We start from the raw sequence: 18,175 nt of genomic DNA on the forward strand, positions 1-18,175 counted from the left end.
CGCTCCGGACACCGGGGCACCGAGGCCCGTGATCCGGTGTGAGCGCGATCGACCGAAGTCAGGGCTTGAAGTACTCGGACATGACGTCGCCAACTCACTCGGCCTGGTGCAAGTCGGTCCGGAGGAATTCGCGCATCACCGGCTGGAGGTCGATGACCGGGGTGCAGATGACCGCGTCGAGCCCGACCGCGGCCAGTTCTCGACCGGTGACCGACTCGATCATGCAGCAGGCCACCCGATGCGCCTGGGACCACCTCGGTCCGCGGTCCGCGAAAGACCCAACAACGGTCGATCGGTGCGACCGATCGGGCTGTGGCTCGCGATAACCGGCGAAGTTGTTGAAAACGAAGTGCACCTCGACGTGCGAGAAGCCATTCATGCCCTGAAGGCAACTGGCGCCGAACCGCTCGTCGACGGTGATCGTGCTGCGGACCCTACTCCGGCACAGCACGCACAAATTCAATCACTCGATCAGGCTCGGCTCCCATATCCGCAGGCCGTCGTGCGTGAACGCCAGATAGCCCTGTATGCGTTCGTTTTCGTGTCGACCGCGAATGATCCCAGCACGCTGTGGTACAAAGAACGCCTTCATCCCGGATATCTCCGCAGTGCCAGCCTGGGGTCCGCGGATCTGGGTGACTCGAGCTTCGACTACCCTCAATCGACTCGAGTCAGCCCAGAAATCGAGAGCAGGATCCCATTTTCCGAGTTCTGAGTGATGGACCAAGGATGCCATGCCTTCCCCGTCGCCATACCAATCAACCGAGCGTGTACGAGTGCCCTCATTCCGCGCCATCTCTGCGCTCTTTCGTGCGTGCTTCTCGGCATCCCCCACGGACGCCGGTAGCCCAGCCAGAACGTCGAGCGCGTAGGCAACGAGAGAGCAGTATTCGGCATCCAAGCACGGGTTCGAGGCCCTCCAGTACGCGAGAACTTCCTTCACGCGCTCGTGAGACACCGGTGGTTGCTTCAGTCGGACCGCACGCCACCATGCAAGTGCATCCGACGACGTGTATCCGCCCACTGAAAGGTTCTCGTCGAGTAGCGACACTACGCGGTCTACATCCTTAACAGACAATGCGCGCCAGTCCCTGTCAACGCGTGCAAGGTAGGTCCACACCAATTGGCGACGCACGATCTCAAGCGGAACGCTCCCCTTCTGCAGGAGCGAATCCAGGAGTTGAAGAGAGGCGGCGTGGTCACCGTAGATGCGCTTTAACTTGGCTCGCTCCGTCTGTTCGAAACCGCTCGGTTTCCTTGGGTCGCCGCGGTATCGCAGCGTGGAAATGAGGTCCTCGGCCTTCTCGACACTGGAAATGATGAGCGGGTGAGGAGCGCCGCTCAGGTAGGCCGCAAGGGACTTGTCACGGATCGCATGCTGGACGACCTTGATGCGCATCTGGATCTCACTGACGAAACCGTGATCCTTGGTACTCGCTGCTAAGTCGCGAGATATTGCGAATTCGCTTGACGCGTCATCGACCCACGGCGACAACTCGTCGAACGATACGTTTCGACCAAGGGCGTCGTAGACGCGAGACCGGTAAACCATTCCCAGAATGTGGTGCAAAGTAGGATTATCCGGAGAAAGAGCGCTCGCGCGTTTCGCGTATGTCTCCGCTGTGGGGTAGTCGCGCATTCGGAGCGCGTAATAGCGCGCCGTGTGCGCCCAGATGTGAGGATCCTCCGGCTGCCTATCCGCGAGATACCTCATTAGCTGTGATGCGCCGTCGTGCGACGGAATCTTTTCAATGAGCCGGGCAAAGCTCTCTCGGTTCGCGCCGGACTGTAGGGCGTCATCGTCGCGCTCGGTGAAGACGTTTTCGATCAACTTCCGCATTGAGTCGTCGTCGTCCCCAGCGAGGCAGAAATCTGCGAAGAGGCGACCCCAGCCCGCCAAGGCCTGCGGCCAGAGTTCATCACCCCCGCCCAACTGGCGGAGTATTTCCTCTGCAACCAGCGGATGAGTCGTCCTCCACTCACCTTCCCGAGACCGCCAAAGTAGACCACGCAACTCGGGGGCGAGGATGCGGACGAAGCGGCCCGAGCGGGACGAGGGAAGTCCCACGAGCCGAGCAAGGGCGTACTCAGGGACCGTGGTTTGTCCGAAGAAATGGGCAATGCTGCAGACGAGCATCACCTCTCGTTGTGTGCCTTCTATTCCAGCGAGTCGGCCACGGACAAAGCCATCAATTCCCTGGAAATCCCTTTCGAAGGCTACGAGGCCAAAAAAGAAGGCGTTGCGACGATGGTCCGGGTAGCGGGCGACGGTCTGCAGGTCGGTACGGGCTGCGAAATTACGTTCGCTATACTTCGCAACGAAATCCTCTGCCTCGAAATCAGTAAGTAGCTCAGCGATATAGGGCGAAGAAGATGCCGACGACGGAGGGCTGTAGGCGCGTGATACAGCCAGCACGACCGCAGGCAGCGAGACAGCGTGAAACTCGTTCATCAGTGTGGCAACTTGGTCATCGCGCACGGTCGGCGCTTCGACAACAACGAGCACAGCACGCGTAGTCTGGCGGGATAGCGACTCGATTCGACGAACAGTCTCACCCTCCACATAACGGGTTAGGAACACGACTGGGAACTGTGTTCGAAGATTGAACGCGACGCGTCGCGCAACGGTCGATCCGCCAGCGCCTGGCGCGTGCAGCAAGTTGAGGCGAAGCGTGCGGCGACCGGCGAGCATGCCCAGCAATTGCTTCTCAATCGACCCCGCTTGCGGGCGCGTCACGTCCGCGTCCGCGCCAAGCGCGGCCAACGTGATCTCTCCGCCCCGGAGGAAGTCGAGGGTCGCCGCCTCGGCCCCACTGCTATCTGGCTCGGCCATCCAGTAGATGTTTGCGTCCTCGGCTATCCAGGCTGCGTCGGCTGCCGATATCTCGACCGGGCCCTCTGCGCCCGGAAGTGTGCGAACTGTTGGCGCCTGCTGCGGAGGGAGCATCGAAACCAGCGCTGCAGTCAGCTCGTCGGGGTCAAGATCGAGACGGAAGTCTGAGTCGACGGATCGCCCCCTGCCGAGAACACCGACGTACGCTCGCTCTCCCATCTCGGTTAGTAGGTCATCGACAAGTGCGGACCGCCAGCCATCCCAAGCCTCGTCGCCGTCGTCTGCGACCAAGATCGTTACTCGGCGCCCTCCAATCGACGAGGCAAAGGAACTGAGCACGGTCCGCCACCTTCGACGAATGGAGCGGGTCCATTGCTTCAGATCGGAAACGGCGTCATCCAGTCCCTGCACACTCACCCACGAGGAAGAACTCATACCGAACGGGGGCGGATTCTCTGGAGACCCGAGATGGACAGCTCTGCGAGACTCAAGTTCGTCACGTGTGCGGGAATAGATTCCTCGGCTGTCAGACTCAGAATCGAGGTCCACAATTAAAGAGACTGGAAGTCCGCTGCTGACCACCGCTTCGGCGTGCATGGAATTCGGGGTCGCGACGAGTACGTAGCATTCTGTGGAAGACGGGAGCGGAAGCCCAGCGGCCACAAGGTCCAACTGGGTCTGCTCGATGGGAACGCTGATGTGCGAGGTGGCATCCCACGCTGCTATGAGTTCCAGGGTCGTCCCACGGGCGTTCTCGATCGCACGCTGCTGTCCACCGCCGGCGTCGGATTGCGACTTTCCGGCGACGAGGTCGGAGATACCGCGGACTAGGAAGTGCTTGGGGTTGTCGCCGGCACGATCTATTGCACTGAGAACAGCCGCGCCTTCCATCTCTACTGCGAGCGAATCGCCCCCAAGAGCCCGGATCCGATCAAGTTCGGCGGACTCCAGATCGGCGACGACTTTGTCTCCGCTCGCGAGCGCGCCAACGAACAGTTTGTAGCCCCCCGGAGTGAAGTTCACTCGGAGCTTTCGTGCGATGCCGACGAGGTCAGCAGGGAAGGTTCGCGTATCGGGTCGCGCTTGGAATCGGCCTCCTTCGAGTTTCCCAATTTCGTACGGGTAGACCTTGTCCGCGACCACGACATCTCCGATCTCGACGTCCTTGATCCCCCCTGCGATGCCGACAAAGATCACCAATGCAGGCCGGTACAACTCGACGGCCTTGAGGGTGGCCATCGCAGAGACGGTCAAGCCCATCCCAACCTCGACGAGCGCCGCGCGCAGACTGCTCTCACCGAACTCGATGCGTCCACGGATCGCTGGGTCGCTGAGTCGCGGGTCCTCTGTCGCGCTGACGACCAGTTCCTTTAGGCAGTCCCATTCGACTGGAATAGCGCACAGCAGCAGCACATCCACACCATCAGCCTGCACGGGACCTCCAGCATCTCGGGGATAGCATCCGCCGCCATTCCCATGGGCGAGACACTACCCACATCAGCGACGCCTCATCAGCCCTTTTGCCGGTCGACAGCGGCAGTTCTGCGGTGAGGAAGATCAGCTTCGAGATCCCGCTTTTTCGGATTGGGTGCCTTGCTAGTGGGGTCAGTGAGTTTGTTGAGGAGCCTTCCGGCCGCCGACACGCCCGTGAGGGTGCTTGTACTCGTGCGAATTGCTCCAACGCGTCGCTGTTCCCTCACTTCGCGGGCTGCGACTGAACGACGAAGAGGGAGTCAGTCGATTGTGCGGAGAGACGATGCGCGGGCGATGGCGGCCGGGGGATCATCAACCACCCAACCCCCACTGATAGCCTGACGCAGAACCATCCTTTAACCACCGTCCTGTGAGGCGGAGAAGGAGGTCGGGCTTGAGCACCGTCATGGATGCCACCGACATCTCGCGTGCGCTGACACGCATCACCCACGAGATCCTCGAGCGGAATCGCGACGCCGAAGGCGTGGTGATCCTGGGGATTCCCACCCGCGGGGTCGAGCTCGCCGAGCGGATCGCCGCGAAGATGGCCGAGGTCGAGGGGACCACCATCAAGCCGGGCGCGCTCGACGTCACGATGTACCGCGACGACCTGCGTCTGAAGGCGCCTCGCGCGCTCGAGGCCACCAACGTTCCCGAGGACATCGATGGGCGCGTCGTCGTCCTCGTCGACGACGTCCTCATGAGCGGCCGCACGATCCGCGCTGCTCTCGACGCGCTGAGCGACCTCGGTCGTCCGAAGGCCGTGCAGCTCGCCGTCCTCGTCGACCGCGGTCACCGCGAACTGCCGATCCGGGCCGACTTCGTGGGCAAGAACCTGCCCACCTCGAAGACCGAGAAGGTCCGGGTTCGGCTCAGCGACACCGACGGCGCCGCCGACTCCGTCTCGATCGAGGGGAGCGACGCATGAAGCACCTCCTGAGCGCCGGCGACCTGAGCCGTGACGAGGCCACCCTGATCCTCGACACCGCCGAGCAGCTGCTGAGCGTCGCCCAGCGACCCATCAAGAAGCTGCCCACGCTGCGCGGCCGCACGATCGTCAACCTGTTCTTCGAGGACTCCACGAGGACCCGGATCAGCTTCGAGGCCGCCGCGAAGCGCCTCTCGGCCGACGTCATCAACTTCAGTGCCAAGGGCTCCAGCGTCAGCAAGGGCGAAAGCCTCAAGGACACCGCGCTCACGCTGCAGGCCATGGGCGCCGACGCGGTCGTCATCCGCCACCACGCCTCGGGTGCGCCCCACCGCCTCGCCACCTCCGAGTGGACCAAGGGCGCCGTGGTCAACGCCGGCGACGGCACCCACGAGCACCCCACGCAGGCCCTGCTCGACGCCTTCACGATGCGCTCGCGCCTGGGCGACCTGGCCGGCAAGAACGTCACGATCGTCGGCGACGTGCTGCACAGCCGCGTCGCCCGCTCGAACGCGCTGCTGCTCGACACGCTGGGCGCAAACGTCACGCTCGTCGCCCCGCCCACGCTGCTGCCGGTGGGCGTCGAGACCTGGCCGGTCGAGACCTCCTACGACCTCGACGCCAGCCTCGAGAAGGCCGACGCCGTGATGATGCTGCGCGTCCAGCGCGAGCGGATGAACGCCTCGTTCTTCCCCAGCGCCCGCGAGTACAGCCGCCGCTACGGGCTCGACGTCGCCCGCATGAACCGGCTGCCCGACCACGCGCTCGTCCTGCACCCCGGACCCATGAACCGGGGCATGGAGATCAACGCCGATGTCGCCGACAGTGACCGCTCGGTCATCGTCGAGCAGGTCACCAACGGCGTTGCCGTGCGGATGGCGGTTCTCTATCTGCTGCTGGGTGGGGCTACGGAGGGGGAGGGCGCATGAACCGGGATCTCGATACGCGTCTCGCTTCGCTCGCCAGCTACTCGATCACCGCTTCGCTCGCCAGCTACTCGATCACCGCTTCGCTCGCCAGCTACTCGATCACCGGGGCGGCGCTCCGCAGCTACTCGATCACCGGAATGGAGAACGCATGAGCACCGTCATCAAGGGCGCCCGGATCCTGGGCGACGAGGCCACCGACATCCTCATCGAGGACGGGGTCATCACGGCGATCGGCGCGGACCTCAGCGGTGACGAGACGGTGGACGCCACCGGTCTCATCGCGCTGCCCGGTCTGGTCGACCTGCACACGCACCTGCGCGAGCCCGGCCGCGAGGACGCCGAGACCGTCCTCACCGGCACCCAGGCCGCCGCGCGCGGCGGGTTCACGTGCGTCTTCGCGATGGCCAACACCGAGCCCGTCGCCGACACCGCCGGCGTCGTCGAGCAGGTCTGGCGCCTCGGCCGTGAGCACGGCTACGCCGACGTCCAGCCCATCGGCGCGGTCACCGTCGGCCTGGCGGGGGAGCGGCTCTCCGAGCTCGGCGCGATGGCCGACTCGGCCGCCCAGGTGCGTGTTTTCAGCGACGACGGCAAGTGCGTCAGCGACGCCGTCCTCATGCGCCGCGCGCTCGAGTACGTCAAGGCGTTCGACGGCGTCATCGCCCAGCACGCGCAGGAGCCCCGGCTCACCGAGGGCGCCCAGATGAACGAGGGCCCGCTCTCGGGCGAGCTCGGCCTCACCGGCTGGCCCGCGGTCGCCGAGGAGGCGATCATCGCCCGCGACGTCCTGCTGGCCGAGCACGTCGGCAGCCGCCTGCACGTGTGCCACCTGTCCACGCGCGGCTCGGTCGAGATCGTGCGCTGGGCCAAGAGCCGCGGCATCGACGTCACCGCCGAGGTCACGCCCCACCATCTGCTGCTCGACGACGAGCTGGTGCGCAGCTACGACCCGATCTTCAAGGTCAACCCGCCGCTGCGCAGCAAGGACGACGTCCTCGCCGTCCGCGAGGGCCTGGCCGACGGCACGATCGACATCGTCGCCACCGACCACGCCCCGCACCCCATGGAGGACAAGGAGTGCGAGTGGGGCGCCGCCGCCTTCGGGATGATCGGCCTCGAGACCGCGCTGTCGATCGTCCAGCAGACCATGGTCGACACCGGTGCGCTGTCCTGGAGCCGCGTCGCCGAGGTCATGAGCGCGAACCCGGCGCGCATCGGCCGCGCCACCGGTCACGGCCGCCCGCTGGCGGTCGGTGAGCCGGCCCACGTCGTGCTCTACGACCCGTCGGTCGCCCGTACGATCGAACCCGCCGACACCGCGAGCCTCTCGCGCAACACGCCGTACGCCGGAAGGGAACTCCCGGGCCGCGTGGTCGCGACGTTCCTCGCCGGCAAGCCCACCGTCCTGGAAGGAAAGCTGCAGTGACGTTCACCCCCGCCATCCTCATGCTCGAGGACGGACGCACCTTCCGCGGACGCTCCTACGGCGCCACCGGCACCACGGTCGCCGAGATCGTCTTCAACACCGGCATGACCGGCTACCAGGAGACGCTCACCGACCCGTCCTACCGCGGCCAGATCGTCGTCATGACGGCCCCGCACATCGGCAACACCGGCGCCAACGCCGAGGACTTCGAGTCCGGCCGCGTGTGGGTCGACGGCTACGTCGTGCGCGACCCTGCCCGCCAGCGCTCCAACTGGCGCTCCGACCGCTCCCTCGACGACCTGCTCGCCGAGCAGGGCGTCGTGGGCATCAGCGGCATCGACACCCGCGCGCTCACCCGTCACCTGCGCGAGCGCGGCTCCATGCGCGCCGGCATCAGCACCGAGTTCCTCGACCCCGACGCCCTGCTGGAGCAGGTCACGGCCGCGCCGAGCATGACCGGCTCGAACTACCTGGCCGACGTCACCGTCGACGAGGCGCACGTCGTGCCGGCCGAGGGCGACCGGAAGTACACCGTCGTCGCGCTCGACCTCGGCATCAAGGGGATGACCCCGAAGCTGATGGCCCAGCGCGGCATCGAGGTGCACGTGCTGCCCGCTACCTCCACGCTCGACGAGGTGCTCGAGCTCAACCCCGACGGCGTCTTCATGTCGAACGGGCCCGGCGACCCGGCCACGGCCGACCACCAGGTCGAGCTCGTGCAGGGCGTGCTGGAGCGCGGCACCCCGTACTTCGGCATCTGCCTGGGCAACCAGATCTTCGGCCGCGCGCTCGGCCGGGGCACCTACAAGCTCAAGTACGGCCACCGCGGCGTGAACCAGCCCGTGCAGGACCGCACCACCGGCAAGGTCGAGATCACGGCGCACAACCACGGGTTCGCCGTGGACGCGCCGCTCGATGCCGACTTCGAGACGCCCTACGGCCCCGCGCGGGTCACCCACGTGTGCCTGAACGACGACGTCGTCGAGGGCATCGCACTGCTGGACCGCCCCGGGTTCAGCGTCCAGTACCACCCGGAAGCCGCCGCGGGTCCGCACGACGCCGGCTACCTCTTCGACCGCTTCACCGACCTCATGGAGGCAGCCCGTGCCGAAGCGCACTGACATCGAGTCAATCCTCGTCATCGGGTCCGGCCCGATCGTCATCGGCCAGGCCTGCGAGTTCGACTACTCCGGCACGCAGGCCTGCCGCGTCCTGCGCGAGGAGGGCATCCGCGTCATCCTCGTGAACTCCAACCCGGCCACGATCATGACCGACCCGGAGTTCGCCGACGCCACCTACGTCGAGCCCATCACGCCCGAGTACGTCGAGAAGGTCATCGCCGCCGAGCGTCCCGACGCCCTGCTGGCCACTCTCGGCGGCCAGACCGCGCTGAACTGCGCCATGCAGCTGGACGCGGCCGGGATCCTGGAGAAGTACGGCGTCGAGCTGATCGGCGCGTCCATCGACGCGATCGAGAAGGGCGAGAACCGCGAGACCTTCAAGGCGATCGTCGAGGACCTGCCCGCCGAGTGGGGTGCCGAGGTGGCCCGCTCGGTCATCTGCCACACCATGGCCGAGTGCGAGGCCGGCGTCGACGAGCTGGGTGGCTACCCGGTCGTCGTGCGGCCCTCGTTCACGATGGGCGGCTCGGGCTCCGGCCTGGCGTACGACCACGACGACCTGCTGCGCATCGCCGGCAGCGGCCTGGCGCTCAGCCCCACCACCGAGGTGCTCCTGGAGGAGTCCATCCTCGGCTGGAAGGAGTACGAGCTCGAGGTCATGCGCGACACCGCCGACAACGTGGTGATCGTCTGCTCCATCGAGAACCTCGACCCCATGGGCGTCCACACCGGCGACTCGATCACCGTCGCGCCGGCGATGACGCTCACCGACGTCGAGTACCAGCGCCTGCGCGACATCTCGATCGGTGTCATCCGCGAGGTCGGCGTCGACACCGGCGGCTGCAACATCCAGTTCGCGGTCAACCCGGTCGACGGCCGCATCGTGGTCATCGAGATGAACCCGCGCGTCTCGCGCTCGTCGGCGCTCGCGTCGAAGGCCACCGGCTTCCCGATCGCCAAGATCGCCGCCAAGGTCGCCATCGGCTACACGCTCGACGAGATCCCGAACGACATCACGCAGGAGACGCCGGCCAGCTTCGAGCCGACGCTGGACTACGTCGTCGTCAAGGTGCCGCGGTTCGCCTTCGAGAAGTTCCCGGCCGCCGACGCGACGCTGACCACGCACATGAAGTCCGTCGGCGAGGCCATGGCCATCGGCCGCAACTTCACCGAGGCCCTGCAGAAGGCCCTCCGCTCGCTCGAGCGCCCCGACGCGGTGTTCTCGTGGGAGCGCGAGTGGGTCGACCTCGACAAGGAGGCGCTGCTGAAGTCCGCCGCCGTGCCGCACGACGGCCGCCTGCGCGAGGTCATGGACGCGCTGCGCGCCGGCGCCACGCCCGACGAGGTCTTCGAGGCCACCGCGATCGACCCGTGGTTCGTCGACCAGCTGGCGCTGCTCAACGAGGTCGCCGCCGAGGTGACCGCCGCCGAGCGCCTCACGCCCGAGCTGCTCCAGCACGCCAAGCGCCACGGCTTCTCCGACGCCCAAATCGGCCGCATCCGCGGGCTCTCCGAGGAGGTCGTCCGCGGTGTCCGGCACGCGCTGGGCGTCCGCCCCGTCTACAAGACGGTCGACACCTGCGCCGCCGAGTTCGCCGCCAAGACGCCATACCACTACTCGTCCTACGACGAGGAGACCGAGGTCGAGCCGCGCGAGCGCGAGGCCGTCATCATCCTCGGATCGGGCCCGAACCGCATCGGCCAGGGCATCGAGTTCGACTACTCGTGCGTGCACGCGTCGCTCGCGCTGTCCGAGGCCGGCTACGAGACCATCATGGTCAACTGCAACCCCGAGACCGTCTCCACCGACTACGACACCAGCGACCGGCTGTACTTCGAGCCGCTCACGCTGGAGGACGTGCTCGAGGTCGTACACGCCGAGCAGCAGGCCGGCCCCGTTGCCGGCGTCGTCGTGCAGCTCGGCGGACAGACGCCGCTCGGCCTCGCCGCCGGCCTCAAGGCCGCAGGCGTGCCGATCGTGGGCACCCAGCCCGAGGCGATCGACCTCGCCGAGGAGCGCGGCGCGTTCGGACGGGTCCTGGCCGACGCCGGGCTGCCCGCGCCGAAGCACGGCACCGCCACCACGTTCGAGGGCGCCAAGCGGATCGCCGACGAGATCGGCTACCCGGTCCTCGTCCGCCCGTCCTACGTGCTCGGTGGTCGCGGCATGGAGATCGTCTACGACGAGGAGTCGCTCTCGACCTACATCGAGAACGCCACCGAGATCTCGCCCGATCGCCCCGTGCTCGTGGACCGCTTCCTCGACGACGCGGTCGAGATCGACGTCGACGCGCTCTTCGACGGCGAGGAGCTGTTCCTCGGCGGCGTCATGGAGCACATCGAGGAGGCCGGCGTGCACTCCGGCGACTCGGCCTGCGCCCTGCCGCCGATCACGCTCGGCAGCACCGAGATCGACCGGATCCGCGCCTCCACCGAGGCGATCGCCCGCGGTGTGGGCGTGCACGGACTGATCAACATCCAGTTCGCGCTCAGCTCCGACACGGTCTACGTGCTGGAGGCCAACCCCCGCGCCTCGCGCACGGTGCCGTTCGTCTCCAAGGCGACGAACACGCAGCTGGCGAAGGCCGCGGCAAGGCTCATGCTCGGCGAGTCGATCGCCGACCTGCGCGCCGCCGGCGTCCTGCCCGCCGAGGGCGATGGGGGCCGCCTGCCGGCCACCGCGCCGATCGCGGTCAAGGAGGCGGTCATGCCGTTCAACCGGTTCCGCACCTACGACGGTCGATATGTCGACACGCTCCTCGGCCCCGAGATGCGCTCGACCGGCGAGGTCATGGGCATCGACGCGTCGTTCGGCTCGGCGTTCGCCAAGAGCCAGTCGGCCTCGGGCGCGTACAACGGCCTGCCCACCTCGGGCACGGTCTTCGTCTCGGTCGCCAACCGCGACAAGCGCCACATGATCTTCCCGATCAAGCGCCTGGCCGACCTCGGCTTCGAGATCCTCGCCACGAGCGGCACGGCCGAGGTCCTCGAGCGCAACGGCGTGAAGGCCACGGTCCTGCGCAAGCTGCACGAGGACGACTCGCAGGGCAGTACGGTCGTGGAGAAGATCAACGACCGCGAGGTGCAGCTGATCGTCAACACGCCGCACGGCCTGGGCAGCGGCGCGAACGCCCGCGTCGACGGCTACGAGATCCGCACGGCCGCCGTGGCCGAGGGGATCCCGTGCCTCACCACGGTGCAGGCGCTCGCCGCCGCCGTGCAGGGCATCGAGGCCGAGATCGCCGGCAGCATCGGCGTGCGGTCGCTGCAGTCGTGGGCGGAGACGGTCACGCGATGAGCTTCGGCAGCCGCGCCCACGTGGCGATGCAGGCGTACGGTCCGCTGTGCGTCGGCATCGACCCGCACGCCCAGCTCCTCGAGCAGTGGGGCCTCGAGGACTCGGTCGAGGGACTCGACCGGTTCGCGGCCACGTGCGTGGAGGCCTTCGCGGGCAAGGTGGCGTTCGTGAAGCCGCAGTCCGCGTTCTTCGAGCGCTTCGGCGCGGCCGGCCTGGCGATCCTGGAGCGCACGCTGCAGGACCTGCGGCACACCGGCTCGCTGACGATCCTCGACGTGAAGCGCGGCGACATCGGCTCCACCGCGACCGCGTACGCCGACGCCTACCTCGACGACGACGCCCCGATGGCGGCCGACGCGATCACCGTGAGTCCCTACCTGGGCTTCGGCTCGCTGACGCCGTTCTTCGCGGCGGCGGAGAAGAACGACGCGGGCGTGTTCGTGCTGGCGTTCACCTCGAACCCCGAGGCGATCCGCTTCCAGGCCGCCACGACGTCGTCAGGCATGTCGGTGGGCGACGAGATCCTCGTCGAGCTCGGGCAGGCCAACGAGGGTGCCTCCCCGATGGGCTCCTTCGGTGCCGTCATCGGTGCCACCGTGGCCCACCTCGACACGCAGCGCCTCGGCTTCAACGGGCCGATCCTGGTGCCGGGCTTCGGCGCCCAGGGCGGCACGGTCGACGACCTGCGCCGCCTCTTCGACACCGTGACTGACCAGATCGTCCCGTCCACCTCGCGCGACGTCCTGGCCAAGGGCCCCGACGTCAACGCACTGCGCGCAGCCGCCGCCGCGACCAACGACGCGCTGTCCCTGCTGTAGCCCTGGGAGTGACGTTTCGGGGGTCTCACACGGCGTGTCGCCCCCGCGAACGTCACTGCCAGCGCTCCGTCAGCTCACCAGCCGGCGCCGAAGCAGACGAACGAGGTGGGGCGGTCGCCGGTCGCTTCGGCGAGCGCGACGGCCGGGGGAGTGCCCGCGGCCATGAGCTGGTGCACGTCCTGCAGGACCTCGCACGCCTCGTCGTCCGCCACGGCGGCGGGGGAGGCGATCACGCAGCGCGCACCGGCGTGCAGCCACGCGGTGACCATGCCCAGCGACTCCTCGGCCCAGCGCTGCGTGGAGCGGCCGACCTCGCACGCGGACAGGATGACGATCTGCGGCACCGTGGCGATCCGGTCGAGGTCGTAGCCGAACAGCGGCCCGTCCTCGAGCAGCACGCCGGAGAACAACGGGTTCTCGGCGGCGTGGCGCCCGTGGGCCGAGACGTGCAGCAGATCGACACCGTCGGCGAGGTCGAGCGTGGCCGCCACGGTGGCGCTCGCATCGGTGAGCGCGCTGGAGCCCGTCCAGTGGGCCGCCGACTGCTTGACCTCCTCCACGGCACGTGCGACGCCGGGTCCGGCGACGAAGCCCGCGCTGCGTGGTGCGCGGAGGTCGCGTGTGGCCAGCCACCGCGTGGCCGTGACCGGCACGGTGACCGGGCGCCCGGTGAAGCCCGGCAGCATTGACCACGGCAGGCCTGACAGCAGCCCCGCCGGAGTGATCACCACGCGTCGGTCACCCAGGTGGGGGAGCACAGGATCGACCAGGAGTCGTGAGAGCTCCACCAGCCTCCGGTCGCGCGATCCACGCACCGCTCGCTGCATCGCGGGCATCAGCGTGGCCGCCGCCATGTCGAGGTCGGCCTGGAGCCCGCCGAGCCGCTCGACGAGAGGACCGTGCGGGCCGAGGTCCAGCAGGACCGGGTCGCCGTCGGTGATCACCAGGGCGTGCACCCGGCGCCGGTCCCACAGGTAGCTCACGAGCGCGTCGCGGTCACCGAGGGAGTCGGTCAACTCGGCGGGCTCGACCACGTCGCCGACCTCGCCGGACCCGCGCTCGAGCCAGGCGCGGTGCCGCACCCTGTCGCGCAGGCGCGCGAGCTCCCGGGCCTCGGGGGACCCCTCGTCCGGCTCCTCCACGGTGAGCTGGCGGATCTGGGTGAGGTCGTCGGCGGCGTCGGCGTCCACGGGCGGCCGCACGGGTACGACGCGGCTGGTCAGCTCTCGCGCGCGCTCGGACCACTCCAGGACCAGCGACGGGTCGCCCGAGGCGAGGGCCTCGCGGATGCCGGTGAGCGCCAGTGCGCGACCGCTGCCGGCCACGCCGACGGCGAGGTCGAGGCTGCCGAAGGACGACTGCCAGTCGTGCAAGAGGTCGAGTCCGCGGCGCAGGTGGGCGAGCCCTTCGCGTCGTCGACCGCGCACCAGCGAGCGGGCGGCCATCGCCGACCGCTCGAGCAGTCGCTCGGTGAGGCCGTCGCGCTCGGTGGTACGGCCGCGCTTCAGCAGCAGGGTCGCCCGCTCGGGATCACCCAGGACGGCCGCGAAGCGGGCCGCGAGCAGGTCCAGCAGCTGGGCGAAGTGGTCGAGGCCGTGCTGCCGCAGGGCACCGGAGGTCTCCTCGGCACGGTCGAGCCACGCCACGGTGGGCGGCGCGATCGAGGTCTCGGCCGCCAGCGCGACCGTGTCGGCGCGCAGCGCCCACCACTCGCTGCCCGTGCCGCGCAGGCGCCGCGCCGCCTGCCGCGCCAGCCGGCGCGACCGGCGCGGATCGGTGAACAGCAGGACCCGCGCGGCGGTGGCCTCGCACTCGCCCTGGTGCTGGCGCAACCGTGCCTGGGCGAAGACGCGGGCGGCCGCGAGGATGAGGTCGACCGCCTCGTGGGTCTCACCGGCCGCCAACAACGCCTCGGCGGTGTCCTGGTCACACACGGCGGCGGCGACGGGGGAGAGGTCGGCCAGGTGCACGCGCGCCGCGTCCATCGCCGCGAGGGCCCCGACGAGGTCGCCGCTCTGCAGTGCCGCGTAGCCGTCGTTGTGGCGCGCCTGGGCCCACCCGGTCTCGTCGCCGGCCGCATCGAAGAGCGCGGCCGCCTCGTCGAAGTCGTGGCGCGCCCGCTCGAGGCGCCACTGCTGCAGGTGGAGCACGCCGCGGTTCATCAGTGCGTTCGCCCGGGCCGTGCCCGTCAGCGCGGGAACGGCGAGGTCGTACAGGGCCGACGCCCGGTCGGCGTCGCCCGCGTTCAGGTGCAGACCCGCCCGCTGGCTGTGCACGAGCGCACGCACCGCCGGCGCTCGCGCCAGCCTCGCGGCCTCGTCGCACCGCCGCAGGGCCTCCTCCGCATCGCCGAGGGTGGACTCGACGTGCGAGAGGTTGACCAGGATCCGCACCTCGCGTTCGGGATCGGCGTTGCGCTCCAGTGCCGTCAACAGCTGCCGCCGCGCCGTGCGGTACCGACCGGCGTCCATCGAGGCTCGGCCCCGCCGGTGCAGCTCAACGGCCGAGAGCACGGGACCTCACTCCGGGTCGGTGAGGCGACCGATCGCGGCGATCGCCCGCTCCACGGCCTGCGCCGGATCGTCGGCGGTTCCCTCCACCGGGAGGTCCTTCGCCAGTGCGGACGCCAGCTGGGCGGCGAACACGGGCGCGGCGAACGACGACCCGCTCCACACCGCGAAGCCGCTCGCGAAGTCGTCAGGGTCGACGGTCTCACGGGTGCGGCCACGGAAGGTGGCGCGCGCAATCGGCTGGAGACCACCCTCGAAGGGCGGGATGGTGCTGACGAGCGAGGCGCCCGGCCGGTACACGTGGACCCACGGCCCGGTGTTCGTGAACATCGCGTCGGTCCGTCCGTTCGGGTTCAGCGCGCCGACGGCGACGATCGGCGTGGCGCGGGGGTCGCGGCGCACGAGCTCGTCGGCCGGGTTCTCCCACGGCCCGAAGGCGGCGGGGAAGAGGGGTCGCGACGTCGCGTCGTTGCCCGCCGCGCAGACCACGGTGGTGCCGGTCCGGCCGATCAGGGCGAGCAGCTCGTACAGCGTCGGGTCGAACTCCAGGTCGTACGGCGTCTCGTGGTAGTAGCCGAAGGACAGGTTCAGCACGTCGAGGCTCAACCCGTTCTTCGCGCCGTCCCCGGCGCGGACGAGTTGCGTGATGCGGATCAGGGCGGTGACGAAGTCGGACTCGGCGAGCGTGCCGTCGGAGTCCATCACCCGCCACCAGTGGATGTCGGCGTCGGGGCAGCCCTGGTGCAGCAGGCCCACGATGAACGTCCCGTGGCCCGAGGCGTCGTCGATCGAGCCGTCGAGAGGGCCGCTGACGTTGCCGAGCGTCTCGGGGTCGGTGGGCGCGTCGTCGCGACCGATGGTGACTCCGGAGATCAGCTTCGTGCCGTCCTTGACCGCGCCGTTGGTGAACCAGGCGTGCTTGCCGCAGCCGGAGTCCAGCACCCCGACCCGCGGGCGGCGCTGGCCGTCGGGGTCGTCGGGGGAGCGAGTGGGGGCCGGGCCGACCCAGGCCACCGGCTGACGTCCGCCGGAGCCGACCTCGCCGTACGAGTCGACCGCCATGCTCGCGCCTCGGGTGAATGGGGCTCCGCGGGTGAAGGGTGCGCCGCGGGTGAACGGGGCTCCGCGGGTGAAGGGAGCTCCGCGGGTGAAGGGAGCGCCCCGCGTGAAGGGAGCCCCGCGCGTGAACGGCGCGCCCCGCGTGAACGGGCTGCTCTGCAGGACGTGGTCGAGACCGATGCCGTGCAGCAGGTCGGTGCCCTTCTCGGGCTCACGACCCAGCGCCAGGGCGCGGGCCGCCTGGAGCAGCGACCAGGCGTCCGGCGGACGGGCGTGCGAGCGAGCCGTGGCGGAGATGACGACGCGCGCCATGCCGACACCGCCGGTGGTGGTGAGCCACGGGTAGCGCTCGGCGCGCTCGCGGCGCTCCTCGTCGGTCTCCTCGACCACGATCCTCGGGTACGTCTCGTCCTCCACGACCTGCCAGTTGAACACCTCGGCCGCGTCCTTCAGCAGCTGGATCGCCGCATCGACGTCGACGAGGGTGGAGATGAGCAGCTTCGTCGAGAGGTACGCCGTGGGGTGGGTCTCGCGCCCGCCGGGGCCCACGGTGGCCTTGGACGGGTCGAGGGTCGCGCCCTCGCGCGCGGCGACGCTCTCGAGGTCCTGCTCCCGCTCCCACGGGTCCTGCTCTTCCCAGCGCGGCGGCTCCTGGCCAGTCGGACGCATCCGGTGCTCCTCAGATCTCGAAGGTGGGGGTCGCCAGCTCGGTGTCGCCCGAGAAGTAGATGCGGATCAGGCCGGCCGGAAGGGACTCGAACTCGAACCGGCCGTCGGTCACGTCGGCGGTCCAGGTCTGGTCGCCGGCGGTCAGCCGCGCGAGGTCGGCGCCGGTGCCCGTGACCCAGCCGTCCACGCGGCGGGTGGTCTCGTCGACCTCGGCCACGCGCAGCAGGATGGAGGTCTCGTCGTGGGAGAACTCGATGGTGATGACGCCCGAGCCGCGGGTGCCGACCAGCTCGGTGCTGCGGCCCAGCAGGCTCAGCAGCTCGTAGTCGGCGTCGAGGCTCTCGGCGGCGATGGCGGCGATCATCGCGTCGGCCAGGTGGGCCGGCGGCGGATCGAGCACCTCGTACATCGCTCGCAGGTTGGTGAAGATCGGATCGCGTTCGGTCATGACGTGGCCCCCTCGCCGGAGATGACGGCCTTGAGCTTCTCGAGGCAGCGTCGGCGTGTCGGGCCGATGCTCCCCACGGGCATGCCCAGGTCCTCGGAGATGTGCTGGTAGTCGGGCCGGTCATCGAAGGCGATCACGCGCAACAGGCGCTGGCAGCGCTCGTTGAGCTGCGCGACCGCCGACCACAGCCGGTGGTTCTCGTCGGCCGAGACGGCCTCGGACTCGGCGGCGGGCGAGCTGGGCAGCGCAGGCGCCAGCAGCTCGTCGTCGACCGCGTCCTCGCGCCGGTTCCGCGAGGCGACCCGCCACGCCTGGCGGCGGGCCGTGATGATGAGCCACGACGAGACCGCACGCGGGTTGTCCACGCTGTCGGCCTTGCGCACGAGCGTCAGCCAGGTGAACTGGATGACGTCCTCGCACACGTCCTCGTCGAGCCGGTAGGCGCGCACCACGTGCCACAGCACGGGGGTCATCTCGCGCACGAGTTCGTCGATCGCTCCGCGGTCCCCGTCACGCCAGCGTGCGAAGGCCTCGCCGGAGCGGATCCACGGGCCGTCGTCGGATTCTGCTGGTTCGTGTGACTTTTCGCTGGTCACGAAGTTCATTGTGCGCACATCCGGGACGAGGCAGGAAGAGGGCGCGCTGATACACGCGGTCGACGGA

At 68.8% G+C, this 18,175-nt stretch carries 13 protein-coding genes; 7 read left to right on the forward strand and 6 right to left on the reverse strand.

The annotated features are described in order from the left end of the window. Nucleotides 1-94: 94 nt before the first annotated feature. Complete coding sequence (locus B2363_RS03480) at nt 95-451, reverse strand: TrmO family methyltransferase domain-containing protein (protein ID WP_286928479.1); 357 nt, start codon at nt 449-451, stop codon at nt 95-97. A gap of 12 nt (nt 452-463) precedes the next feature. Then, entirely contained in the window at nt 464-4,252 is a 3,789-nt protein-coding gene (locus B2363_RS03485; RefSeq protein ID WP_286928481.1) for a 5'-methylthioadenosine/S-adenosylhomocysteine nucleosidase, read from the reverse strand. 448 nt (nt 4,253-4,700) lie between these two features. Here B2363_RS03485 and pyrR point away from each other — a divergent pair, with 448 nt between their 5' ends. Genes pyrR through pyrF form a run of 7 tightly spaced genes read left to right on the forward strand, consistent with a single transcriptional unit; the run spans nt 4,701 to nt 12,826 of the window. Continuing rightward, nucleotides 4,701-5,234 carry a bifunctional pyr operon transcriptional regulator/uracil phosphoribosyltransferase PyrR gene (gene pyrR / locus B2363_RS03490; protein ID WP_286928482.1) on the forward strand — a complete coding sequence of 178 codons (534 nt, stop codon included), beginning with the start codon at nt 4,701-4,703 and terminating at the stop codon, nt 5,232-5,234. Beyond that, the gene (locus tag B2363_RS03495) at nt 5,231-6,163 is read left to right on the forward strand and encodes an aspartate carbamoyltransferase catalytic subunit (RefSeq protein WP_286928483.1); all 933 of its coding nucleotides are present in this window, start codon (nt 5,231-5,233) and stop codon (nt 6,161-6,163) included. The genes pyrR and B2363_RS03495 overlap by 4 nt, the downstream gene beginning before the upstream one ends. Next, entirely contained in the window at nt 6,160-6,315 is a 156-nt protein-coding gene (locus tag B2363_RS03500) for a hypothetical protein (RefSeq protein ID WP_286928485.1), read from the forward strand. Before B2363_RS03495 ends, B2363_RS03500 begins: the two co-directional genes overlap by 4 nt. Further along, nucleotides 6,312-7,589, forward strand: coding sequence for a dihydroorotase (locus B2363_RS03505; protein WP_286928486.1), 1,278 nt, complete (start codon nt 6,312-6,314; stop codon nt 7,587-7,589). The genes B2363_RS03500 and B2363_RS03505 overlap by 4 nt, the downstream gene beginning before the upstream one ends. 20 nt (nt 7,590-7,609) lie before the next feature. Next, nucleotides 7,610-8,710: a glutamine-hydrolyzing carbamoyl-phosphate synthase small subunit gene (gene carA, locus B2363_RS03510; protein ID WP_286929016.1), complete on the forward strand. Its 1,101-nt coding sequence runs from the start codon at nt 7,610-7,612 to the stop codon at nt 8,708-8,710. After that, nucleotides 8,694-12,008, forward strand: coding sequence for a carbamoyl-phosphate synthase large subunit (gene carB / locus B2363_RS03515; RefSeq protein ID WP_286928488.1), 3,315 nt, complete (start codon nt 8,694-8,696; stop codon nt 12,006-12,008). Before carA ends, carB begins: the two co-directional genes overlap by 17 nt. Continuing rightward, complete coding sequence (gene pyrF, locus B2363_RS03520; RefSeq protein WP_286928489.1) at nt 12,005-12,826, forward strand: orotidine-5'-phosphate decarboxylase; 822 nt, start codon at nt 12,005-12,007, stop codon at nt 12,824-12,826. The genes carB and pyrF overlap by 4 nt, the downstream gene beginning before the upstream one ends. Before the next feature lie 74 nt (nt 12,827-12,900). On the opposite strand, the gene B2363_RS03525 is transcribed toward pyrF, so the two are convergent. From B2363_RS03525 to B2363_RS03540, 4 genes are read right to left on the reverse strand one after another with little or no spacing between them, the layout of a single operon-like run. After that, nucleotides 12,901-15,297 (reverse strand): CHAT domain-containing protein, encoded by a 2,397-nt coding sequence (locus tag B2363_RS03525; RefSeq protein WP_286928490.1) that lies wholly within the window; start codon nt 15,295-15,297, stop codon nt 12,901-12,903. A 48-nt stretch (nt 15,298-15,345) separates the two neighbouring features. Beyond that, nucleotides 15,346-17,064 carry a S8/S53 family peptidase gene (locus B2363_RS03530; protein ID WP_286928492.1) on the reverse strand — a complete coding sequence of 573 codons (1,719 nt, stop codon included), beginning with the start codon at nt 17,062-17,064 and terminating at the stop codon, nt 15,346-15,348. A gap of 10 nt (nt 17,065-17,074) precedes the next feature. After that, on the reverse strand, nt 17,075-17,512 hold the full coding sequence (locus B2363_RS03535; protein WP_286928493.1) for a hypothetical protein: 438 nt from the start codon (nt 17,510-17,512) through the stop codon (nt 17,075-17,077). Then, nucleotides 17,509-18,108, reverse strand: coding sequence for an RNA polymerase sigma factor (locus tag B2363_RS03540; protein ID WP_286928494.1), 600 nt, complete (start codon nt 18,106-18,108; stop codon nt 17,509-17,511). Before B2363_RS03540 ends, B2363_RS03535 begins: the two co-directional genes overlap by 4 nt. Nucleotides 18,109-18,175: the final 67 nt, after the last annotated feature.

The sequence above is a fragment of the Aeromicrobium sp. UBA7512 genome (assembly GCF_002476985.1).
Taxonomy (GTDB): domain Bacteria; phylum Actinomycetota; class Actinomycetes; order Propionibacteriales; family Nocardioidaceae; genus Aeromicrobium; species Aeromicrobium phoceense.

Excerpts from the sequence above, each read along its gene's own strand:
- B2363_RS03495 (WP_286928483.1), top strand. The coding sequence starts at position 5,231 with ATGAAGCACCTCCTGAGCGCCGGCGACCTGAGCCGTGACGAGGCCACC.
- B2363_RS03535 (WP_286928493.1), bottom strand. The coding sequence starts at position 17,512 with ATGACCGAACGCGATCCGATCTTCACCAACCTGCGAGCGATGTACGAG.
- B2363_RS03525 (WP_286928490.1), bottom strand. The coding sequence starts at position 15,297 with ATGGACGCCGGTCGGTACCGCACGGCGCGGCGGCAGCTGTTGACGGCA.
- B2363_RS03530 (WP_286928492.1), bottom strand. The coding sequence starts at position 17,064 with ATGCGTCCGACTGGCCAGGAGCCGCCGCGCTGGGAAGAGCAGGACCCG.
- pyrF (WP_286928489.1), top strand. The coding sequence starts at position 12,005 with ATGAGCTTCGGCAGCCGCGCCCACGTGGCGATGCAGGCGTACGGTCCG.
- carA (WP_286929016.1), top strand. The coding sequence starts at position 7,610 with ATGCTCGAGGACGGACGCACCTTCCGCGGACGCTCCTACGGCGCCACC.
- B2363_RS03500 (WP_286928485.1), top strand. The coding sequence starts at position 6,160 with ATGAACCGGGATCTCGATACGCGTCTCGCTTCGCTCGCCAGCTACTCG.
- B2363_RS03505 (WP_286928486.1), top strand. The coding sequence starts at position 6,312 with ATGAGCACCGTCATCAAGGGCGCCCGGATCCTGGGCGACGAGGCCACC.